This window comes from Kitasatospora sp. NPDC059817 (genome assembly GCF_042731835.1).
GTDB lineage: Bacteria > Actinomycetota > Actinomycetes > Streptomycetales > Streptomycetaceae > Kitasatospora.
The window spans coordinates 15,913-23,679 of sequence record NZ_JBHWIR010000102.1; the positions used below are offsets into that span (position 1 = coordinate 15,913).

Here is a 7,767-nt window from a genome sequence, read left to right on the forward strand (position 1 = left end):
GCTTAACCCCCCCCGCTGCCCGCCGCCCCGCGGTGTCCCCCCCCGCCGGCGCGCACTCCATGTGGTGGGGCGGGCCCCCCCCGGCGCCCGCTGGAGGTCCGTCGAACGGACGGCCGGGCGGCGCGGGCGGTTGTCAGGCGGGTACCGCCTCGGTGTGACGGCTGGAGCGTGCCTTGCGGCCGCGGTCAGCCCTGCGGGGCCGACTTGCGGCGGCGCAGCGCCACGAGGGTGCCGACACCGGCGAGCAGCACGGCGCCGCCGGCCACGGCGATGGCGGTGGTGTCGTCACCGCCACCGGTCTGGGCCAGGGCCTTGTCGCCGTTGTCGGCGGCGGCCTTGGCCTTGGTGACGGCGGCCGGGGTGAGCGGCGGCGGGGTGAGGGTCGGGACGGCCACCGGGAAGTCGATCGGGCCGGCGGTGTCGCCGTTGCCGTCGGCCGGGGCCGGGGCGGAGGTCGACGCGGAGGCGGAGCCGGACGGCTCGCCCGTGGCCGGGGTGGTCGGCGGGACCGAGGGCGACGGCGTGGTCGGCTCGGCGCTCGGGGTGGCCGAGGTGGTGGCCGTGGCCGTGGCGGTGGCGGTGGCCGTGGCCGTCGGCGACGTGCTCGCGGTCGCCGAGTGGGAGGGCGTCGGCGAGGTGGAGGTGGTCGGCGAGGTGCTCGCGGTCGGGCTGGGCTTGCCGGTGTGGGTCGGGCTGATGGTCGGGCTCGGCTTTCCGCCGCCGCCCGCCTTGATCACGAAGCCCGCGCCGCGGACGCCGTCGCAGCTGAGGTGGCCCCCGTCGACCGGCGCGTGGGTCTCGTCGTCGAGCTCGGCGGAGAACACCACGGGGACGACGCCGGCCCGGCCGAGCGGCGCCTCCGAGGTGAAGGAGACCCGGACCTTGATCGAGAAGCTCTTGCCGTGGTTCACGACGAGCAGGTCGTCGTCGGTGGGGTTGCCGTCCTGGCCGAGGGCGCCGAGCAGGGTGAGGACGGACTTGTCCTTGTCCTCGCCGCCGTCGGCGGCGACCGAACCGGTCTGCCACTGGCCGCCGGGCAGCTGGTACTGGACCTTGAGGTCCTTCGCCTTGAACGAGCCCGCCTTGTTCTTGAACTTGAGCAGCGGGAGGAAGAGGAAGTCGTGCTTCGTCGAGTTGTCGATCTTGAAGGTGAAGTCGCGGGCGTCGCCGCCGGCGATGAAGGTGCCGGGCACGCCGTTCACCGAGAGGTCGAGGCTCTGGTGGGAGGCCTTGCCGGCCGCCTGGGCGGCGGCGGACGGGGAACCGGTGGTGCCGACGGCCATGGCGCCCTGGGCGCCGGACAGCACGAGCGAGGACGCGAGCGCGGCGACGCCGGCAAGGGCAAGACTGCGACGTATGGACAAGGGAGACCTCACGGAAGAGTCCGGGCGAGGCCCGGGGCGCGGCGGGGCGGGCGGCCGTGGACGCCTCGAACCCCTCGCGAAGCTTGAAAGTCCGACGGAGATTACCGAAGGATCCGGCCACTCCGGAAGGCGGGTGTCACGCTGGGGACCGCTCACGGGACGGGAGTGCCCGAATCGCCCAATTCCGTCCTGCGGTAAGGCTTTTGCTCTTTGCCGAAAGATGACCGGAGAGTGACGGGTACACGCCCGGAGGACCGTATCGCACGGCCTCACGTGGCGTGAAGCGATCGGTTGTGTGAACGTCCGGTGAGCGCCCGTGTGACCGCCCGCCGGAACGGGTGTGCGGGCTCAGCCCGCGAAGAAGGACTTGGCCGCGATCAGCGCCCGCTCGTCGCGCAGCACGTCCCCGGGGCGGGTGCCGTTGCCGAGCAGCGCGCCGCCCCAGCGCATCCCCATGTACTCGGCCGTCAGCCGGAGCGTGCCGATCAGCGGTTCGGCCTTGTCGTCCTCGGTGGCGAGGGCGGTGACGCCCCAGATGGTGCCGCCGCGCATCCGGGCACGGAAGTCCGCCCCGGGCTGCCGGAGCCAGGACGACCAGTGGTCGAGGTAGAGCTTCGCGCTGGTCGGCAGCGAGTACCAGTACAGCGGTGCGACGAAGACCAGGTCGGTGGCCGCCGACGTGGCGTCCAGCAAGGTCCGTTCATGACCGACCGGCTCGGGGTAGCGGCCGTCCCCGACGTGCCGCAGGTCCTCGAAGGGCGGCAGCGGGTGCTCGCTCAGCCGCAGCCAGCGCTGCTCCGACCCGGCCGGCAGGCTCGCCTCGGCGGCCAGCCGGGCGAGTTGCTCGGAGTTGCCGCCGGCACGCGAACTGGCGTCGAGGAACAGAAAGGTGCGCGGCGCCTCGGCGCCCGCCGGCTGGTCGGCCATCGGAACTCCCCCGGTCGGTGGTGCGGATGGAGGTGCGAGCACCCCCCGCACCCCGGTTATTCCACGTCCGGGGCCCGGGAGTTCACTCAGGCGGGCAGGCCGGCCCGGCGCCGGGCGACGGCCGCGACGGCCGCCCAGTCCTTGTCCGCGTCGCCGTGGGCCAGCGCGTCCAGGAAGGCGTCCCGCAGGATGCCGCCGAACGGGAGCGGGACGTTCCGCGCGGCCCCGGCCTCCAGGGCCAGGCCGACGTCCTTGAGTCCCAGCGGCAGTCTGAACCCGGCCGGCTCGTAGCGGCGTTCGGCCACCATCGCCCCGTAGCCGGAGTAGACCGGCCCCGGGAACAGCGTGCCGGTGAGCATCTCGACCAGGTCGGTCGGCCGGACGCCGTGGGCCTCGGCCAGGCTGCACGCCTCGGCCATCGACTCGATCGCGCAGGCCAGCAGGAAGTTGGTGCTGATCTTGGCGGTGTTGGCCTGTCGCGGGCTCGCACCGAAGTGCCAGGTGCGCTCCCCCATCGCGGCGAACAGCGGCTCCGCGCGGGCCAGCAGCTCCGGCGCGCCGGCGGTCAGGATGTTCAACCGGCCGGCCGCCGCGACCGGCGGACGGCCGAGGACCGGGGCGGCCAGGTAGCCGATGCCGTGCTCGGTGTGCAGCGCCTCGGCGCGCTCGGCGAGCCCGACGGAGATGCTGGCCATGTTGACGTGCAGGGTCGTCGCGGCGCCCGCGAGCAGGGCGGGGTCGAGCAGCAGCCGTTCGACCGCCTCGTCGTTGGCGAGCATGGAGACCACGGTGTCGGCGGCGTACACCTCGGCGAGCGTGCCGGCCGCCTCGGCGCCCTCGGCCACCAGGGCGGCCACCGGCTCGGGCGAGCGGTTCCAGACCCGGACGGCGTGGCCGGCCCGCAGCAGGCTGCCGGCCATGCCCCGCCCCATCGCGCCCAACCCCACGAAGCCGATCGTCGCCCCGGCCATCGCACACTCCCGTCGCCGTCACCGTCACCGCACTGCGGATGACTGTACGTCAGGGGACGGTGGTCTCCCGCGTACTGGACGGACTCACGCGCAGGCGCGCTCCGGCAGCCGGACGCGGCCGCGCTCCAGTTCGGTGACCACCCGGTGGCTCAGCAGCTCGTACTGGGCCTGGAGCCGGCCCGGGCGGGCCGGGCGGGCGACCGGACGGCCGGGGCTGACCAGCTCGTCCGGCCCGAACTGCTCGCGGGTGAGGTCGATCTCGATGCCGGTGGCGAAGCGGTTCCACCAGTGCAGATCCGTCCGGATCCCGCCGACGTGCACCTCGCCCATCATCAGCTCGCCGCCGAGCAGGTCGTGCACCACCATCGCCGTCACCCCGCACTGGCCGCGGGCGGGATTGTCGGGACGCCAGTGGGCCAGATCCTCGGGCGCACAGGTGTCGACACCCCAGGAGGAGCGGATCGCACGTTCGATGTCGTTGAGGGTCCACGCCGTCATACCGGGAAGCCTGCCATGCACCACTGACAGCGGCACCGGCTTTTCAGAGGGCCACCCCGTGTTCTGCGGAGACCTTCTCGATCTTCACCCGAACGAGCAGTTCCCCCGGCACGCCGTTCCGGGCCCCGTACTGCTCCGCGACGTCCTCCCCCATGTACCGGGCGGCGATCCGGGTGGCCCAGGCGCGCACCTCGGACAGGTCCTCGCTCAGCCGGGCGGTGCCCTGCACGAGGACGTACGCGAAGGGCGGCCGGTCGTCGTCCACGCAGATCATCACCCGGCCGTCGCGGGCCAGGGTGCGGCCCTTGACGGTGCCCGCACCGGTGTTGAAGACGAGCTCGTCGCCGTCCAGCAGGAACCAGACCGGCGCGACGTGCGGGCGGCCGTCGGCCCGGGTGGTGGCGAGCTTGGCGGTGCGGGTGCCCTCGGAGAGGAACGCCCGCCACTGGTCATCGGTCATCGTCGGCATACCGCCCATCCTGGCCGGTCGGCCCGCCCCGCGCACCAGGGGGACGGGCCGACCGGCCAGGGGGTCACTTCGCCAGTGCGGCGACACCCGCCTGCGCGAACTGCTCGTCCAGGTCGCCGCTCGGCGCGCCCGCGACACCGATCGCCGCGACCGGGGCGCCCTTGGACTGCACCGGGGCGCCGCCGGCCAGGAACAGCGTGCCCGGGATGTCCTTGAGGGTCGGGGCCTGGGCCAGTCGCTTGGTCAGCTCCGAGGTCGGCGCGTTCCAGGAGACCGCCGTGAACGCCTTGCGCTGCGCCGACTCCGGGGACTGCGGGCCGGCGCCGTCGCCCTTGAGCAGCACCCGGGTGACGCCGTCCCGGTCGACGACCGCGACCGAGACGTGCTGGCCGGCCTTGGCCGCCGCGTCCAGGGTCGCCTGGGCGGCGCGGGTCGCGGCGTCGAGGGTCAGACCGGTGCTCTGGGCGAGGTTCTTGTTCTGGGTGTCGACCTTCACCGCGGCCGGCGCGGCCGGGGTCTCGGAGGTCTCGGCGCTGGCCGAGACGGCGCCCACGGTGGCGGCGAGCGCGGCGGCGGCGAGGGTGCCGGTCAGCACCCGGGTGCGCACGGAGATCTTCTTCATGGTCCAGCTCCTCAGCGGATCGGCGAACGGGATCGGGGCCGCCGGGCGGCAGGGGGTCCGCCCGGCTCCACCTCGATCCTCCGGCCGGGGCGGAGCCCGCCACATCGACGCTCCGGCGCGACCGCGCGGGCATGATGGAGGACAACCCCGTCAACCGATCGGCTGATGCGGGACCGGGCCGAACGGGCCACCATCGAGGGATCGGTGCAGGTCGGTGCGCCGGGCGCACCGGGCGCACCGTCGAGGCGGCCGGTGCCCGCCGGGGTGCCGATCGCTTGCCAGGTGCCGACCGCCCGTCCAGCCAGGAGCCACCCGTGCAGCAGCCCCGCCCCGCCGCCGGTCACGACGCCGGCGACCCGGACGCGGGCCGCCTGGCGGTGCTGCTCGACTCCGCCTTCCTACTGCTGCTCGCCGCCTCGCTCAGCCGCTACCTCACCCACCACCCCGGCAACCCCCGGATCCCCTGGGTGATCGGGCTGAGCATCGCCCTCGCCCTCGCCCAGCCGGCCGGCTCCTGGCTCGCGCACCGCCACCCGCCACCTCCACTGTCACCAGTGCCCGCGCCCGGGGCTGACGCTTCGCCCGACAGACGGGTTCCGCGTCGGCGCCGGTGGCCGCTGGCGCTGGTGGTCGCGCTCTGGGTGGTGCTGGTGCTGCTCGCGCCGAGCTTCGCCTGGTGCGCCGTCCCGCTGATCTACACCGCGCTGCGCACGCTCCCCGCCCGGGCGGCGATCCCGCTGGTGGCGGCCCTGACGCTGCTGGTGGTGATCGCCGAACTCCGGCTGGCCGGCGGGGCGGACGCCACCCTCGTCCTGCTGCCGTTCGCGGTGGCCGCGCTCGCCACCGGCGTGTTCCTGTTCATGGACCGGCAGGACGCCCGGCAGCGCGCCCTGATCACCGACCTGGTCCGCACCCGGCGCGAACTCGCCGCCACCGAACGGCGGCAGGGCACCCACGCGGAGCGCGAGCGGCTGGCCATGGAGATCCACGACACCCTGGCCCAGGGGCTGTCCAGCCAGCAGATGCTGTTGCAGGCCGCCGAGCGCACCTGGGACAACGAGCCGACGACCGCCCGCGCCCACGTCCGGACCGCCGCCGAGGTGGCGGCCCGCAACCTGGCCGAGGCCCGCCGCTTCGTCCACGACCTCGCGCCGGCCGAACTCGCCGACGGCCGTCCGCTCGACCAGGCGCTGCGCGCGCTCGCCGGGCGGGAGGCCGCCGAGAGCGGTCTGCCGGTCCGCTTCCACCTGGACGGCACGCCCGTCCCGCTGCCCGCCGCCGCGCAGTCCGCGCTGCTGCGGATCGCCCAGGGCGCGCTGGCCAACGTCCGGGAGCACGCCGGAGCGTCGGCCGCGGCGATCACCCTGTCCTACCTGGGCGACCAGGCCGTCCTGGACGTCGCCGACGACGGGCAGGGCTTCGACCCTGGCGCGGTCGGGGCGGCCGGCGGCCGCGGGTACGGGCTGCCCGCGATGCGCGCCCGGCTGCGGCAGTTCGGTGGCACCCTGACCGTGGAGAGCACCCCCGGCGAGGGCACCGTCGTCTCCGCCGCGATCCCCCTGGAGCACCGATGAGCGAACGAACCGGACCCGCCCCCGACCGGCGCGCGGGGTGCGACGGGCGCTCCTGGTGCTCCTGGTGCTCCTGCCGCGATGGGCTCGGCGGGGTGGCCGCATGAGCACCACCGGCTCCCCCACCGACGCCCCCGTCCGGCTGCTGGTCTGCGACGACCACGCGGTGGTCCGGGCCGGCCTGCTGGCACTGCTCGCCAGCGCGGGCGACATCGCAGTGGTCGGCGAGGCCAGCACCGGGGAGGAGGCGGTCGCGCTGGCCGCCCGGCTGGCGCCGCAGGTGGTGCTGATGGACCTCCAACTCGGCGACGGCATCGACGGGGTGGAGGCCACCCGCCGGATCACCGCCACCCCGGGCGGCCCGCACGTGCTCGTGCTCACCACCTACGACACCGACGCCGACATCACCCGGGCGATCGCCGCGGGCGCCACCGGCTACCTGCTGAAGGCCGAGCGGCCGGAGGAGTTGTTCGCCGCCGTGCACGCCGCCGCCCGGGGCCGCACGGTGCTCTCGCCGCCGGTCGCCTCCCGGGTGATGGCACAGATGCGGGCGCCCGCACCGCAGCTCACCGAGCGCGAGCAGGACATCCTCGCGCAGCTGGGGCAGGGGCTGGGCAACCGGGAGATCGCCCGGGCGCTGTTCATCAGCGAGGCCACCGTGAAGACCCATCTCGGCCGGATCTACGACAAGTTGGGGGTGGACACCCGGGCCGGCGCGGTGGCCGTGGCCAAGGAGCGCCGACTGCTGCGCTGACGGGCGCTCACGTACGGCCGGCCCGGCCCGTCGGCGAACTCACTCCGCATCAGCCCGCCGGGGCACCGCCGGACGCATCCGCTGCGCTCAGCGCTCGCGTGGTGTCACTGCGTGCTGCCATGATGCTCGGAATGTCGGATTCCAGCACGGCCCACGCCCGGCCCGCCGCCCGTACCGGCGCCCGCCGCGCGCCCGCAGAAGGGCCGCCGGGCGCCCTGTCGGGCCTCAATCCGCTGGTCCGGCGCCTGGCGGGACCTTCCGGACCGACCATCACGTTTGTGGATTTTTCGTGGATCCCGCTATTGACAAACCAACCACGCGGTTTGTTAACGTGATACCAACGACGTCCCCGGGGGTGGGGGCTCGCCGGGGCCTGTGCGGACCGCTCTCGCCGGAGGGTGCTGCCAGGGGGGAACGGCGGGGCTGCCGGGGAGTCGGGGGGAGCGGCAGCGCGAAGCCGCGCGACGAGGCGGTGGGGGGGGCGGGGGGGGGGGGGCGCGCCCCCCCCCCCCCCCCGGGGCCGGCCCCCCCCCCCGCCGCCCCCCGCGCGTGTTTGAGGCGGAGCGGGCGCGTGGGCCCGCCGCGGGGGCC

General features: G+C 75.0%; 8 protein-coding genes. 2 read left to right on the plus strand and 6 right to left on the minus strand.

Going from position 1 to position 7,767, the window contains the following annotated elements:
* Positions 1-185: 185 nt before the first annotated feature.
* The 6 genes from ACFV61_RS21720 to ACFV61_RS21745 all read right to left on the minus strand — a co-directional run bounded on the left by ACFV61_RS21720 (position 186) and on the right by ACFV61_RS21745 (position 4,851).
* Entirely contained in the window at positions 186-1,364 is a 1,179-nt protein-coding gene (locus ACFV61_RS21720; RefSeq protein ID WP_380493422.1) for an LPXTG cell wall anchor domain-containing protein, read from the minus strand.
* A 348-nt stretch (positions 1,365-1,712) separates the two neighbouring features.
* Positions 1,713-2,291, minus strand: a complete 579-nt coding sequence (locus ACFV61_RS21725; protein ID WP_380378481.1) for a flavodoxin family protein — start codon at positions 2,289-2,291, stop codon at positions 1,713-1,715.
* A gap of 86 nt (positions 2,292-2,377) precedes the next feature.
* Entirely contained in the window at positions 2,378-3,262 is an 885-nt protein-coding gene (locus tag ACFV61_RS21730) for an NAD(P)-dependent oxidoreductase (RefSeq protein ID WP_380378482.1), read from the minus strand.
* 84 nt (positions 3,263-3,346) lie between these two features.
* On the minus strand, positions 3,347-3,760 hold the full coding sequence (locus ACFV61_RS21735) for a hypothetical protein (protein WP_063348559.1): 414 nt from the start codon (positions 3,758-3,760) through the stop codon (positions 3,347-3,349).
* 43 nt (positions 3,761-3,803) lie between these two features.
* Positions 3,804-4,220, minus strand: coding sequence for a PPOX class F420-dependent oxidoreductase (locus ACFV61_RS21740; protein WP_350876934.1), 417 nt, complete (start codon positions 4,218-4,220; stop codon positions 3,804-3,806).
* Between the two features lie 73 nt (positions 4,221-4,293).
* Positions 4,294-4,851: a heme-binding protein gene (locus ACFV61_RS21745; RefSeq protein WP_363368367.1), complete on the minus strand. Its 558-nt coding sequence runs from the start codon at positions 4,849-4,851 to the stop codon at positions 4,294-4,296.
* A 314-nt stretch (positions 4,852-5,165) separates the two neighbouring features.
* On the opposite strand from ACFV61_RS21745, the gene ACFV61_RS21750 reads away from it, so the two are divergent.
* Both ACFV61_RS21750 and ACFV61_RS21755 read left to right on the plus strand, forming a co-directional pair.
* Positions 5,166-6,425 carry a sensor histidine kinase gene (locus tag ACFV61_RS21750; protein WP_380493424.1) on the plus strand — a complete coding sequence of 420 codons (1,260 nt, stop codon included), beginning with the start codon at positions 5,166-5,168 and terminating at the stop codon, positions 6,423-6,425.
* A 100-nt stretch (positions 6,426-6,525) separates the two neighbouring features.
* A complete protein-coding gene (locus tag ACFV61_RS21755) occupies positions 6,526-7,176 on the plus strand; it encodes a response regulator transcription factor (protein ID WP_063348555.1) in 651 nt (216 codons plus the stop codon).
* Positions 7,177-7,767: the final 591 nt, after the last annotated feature.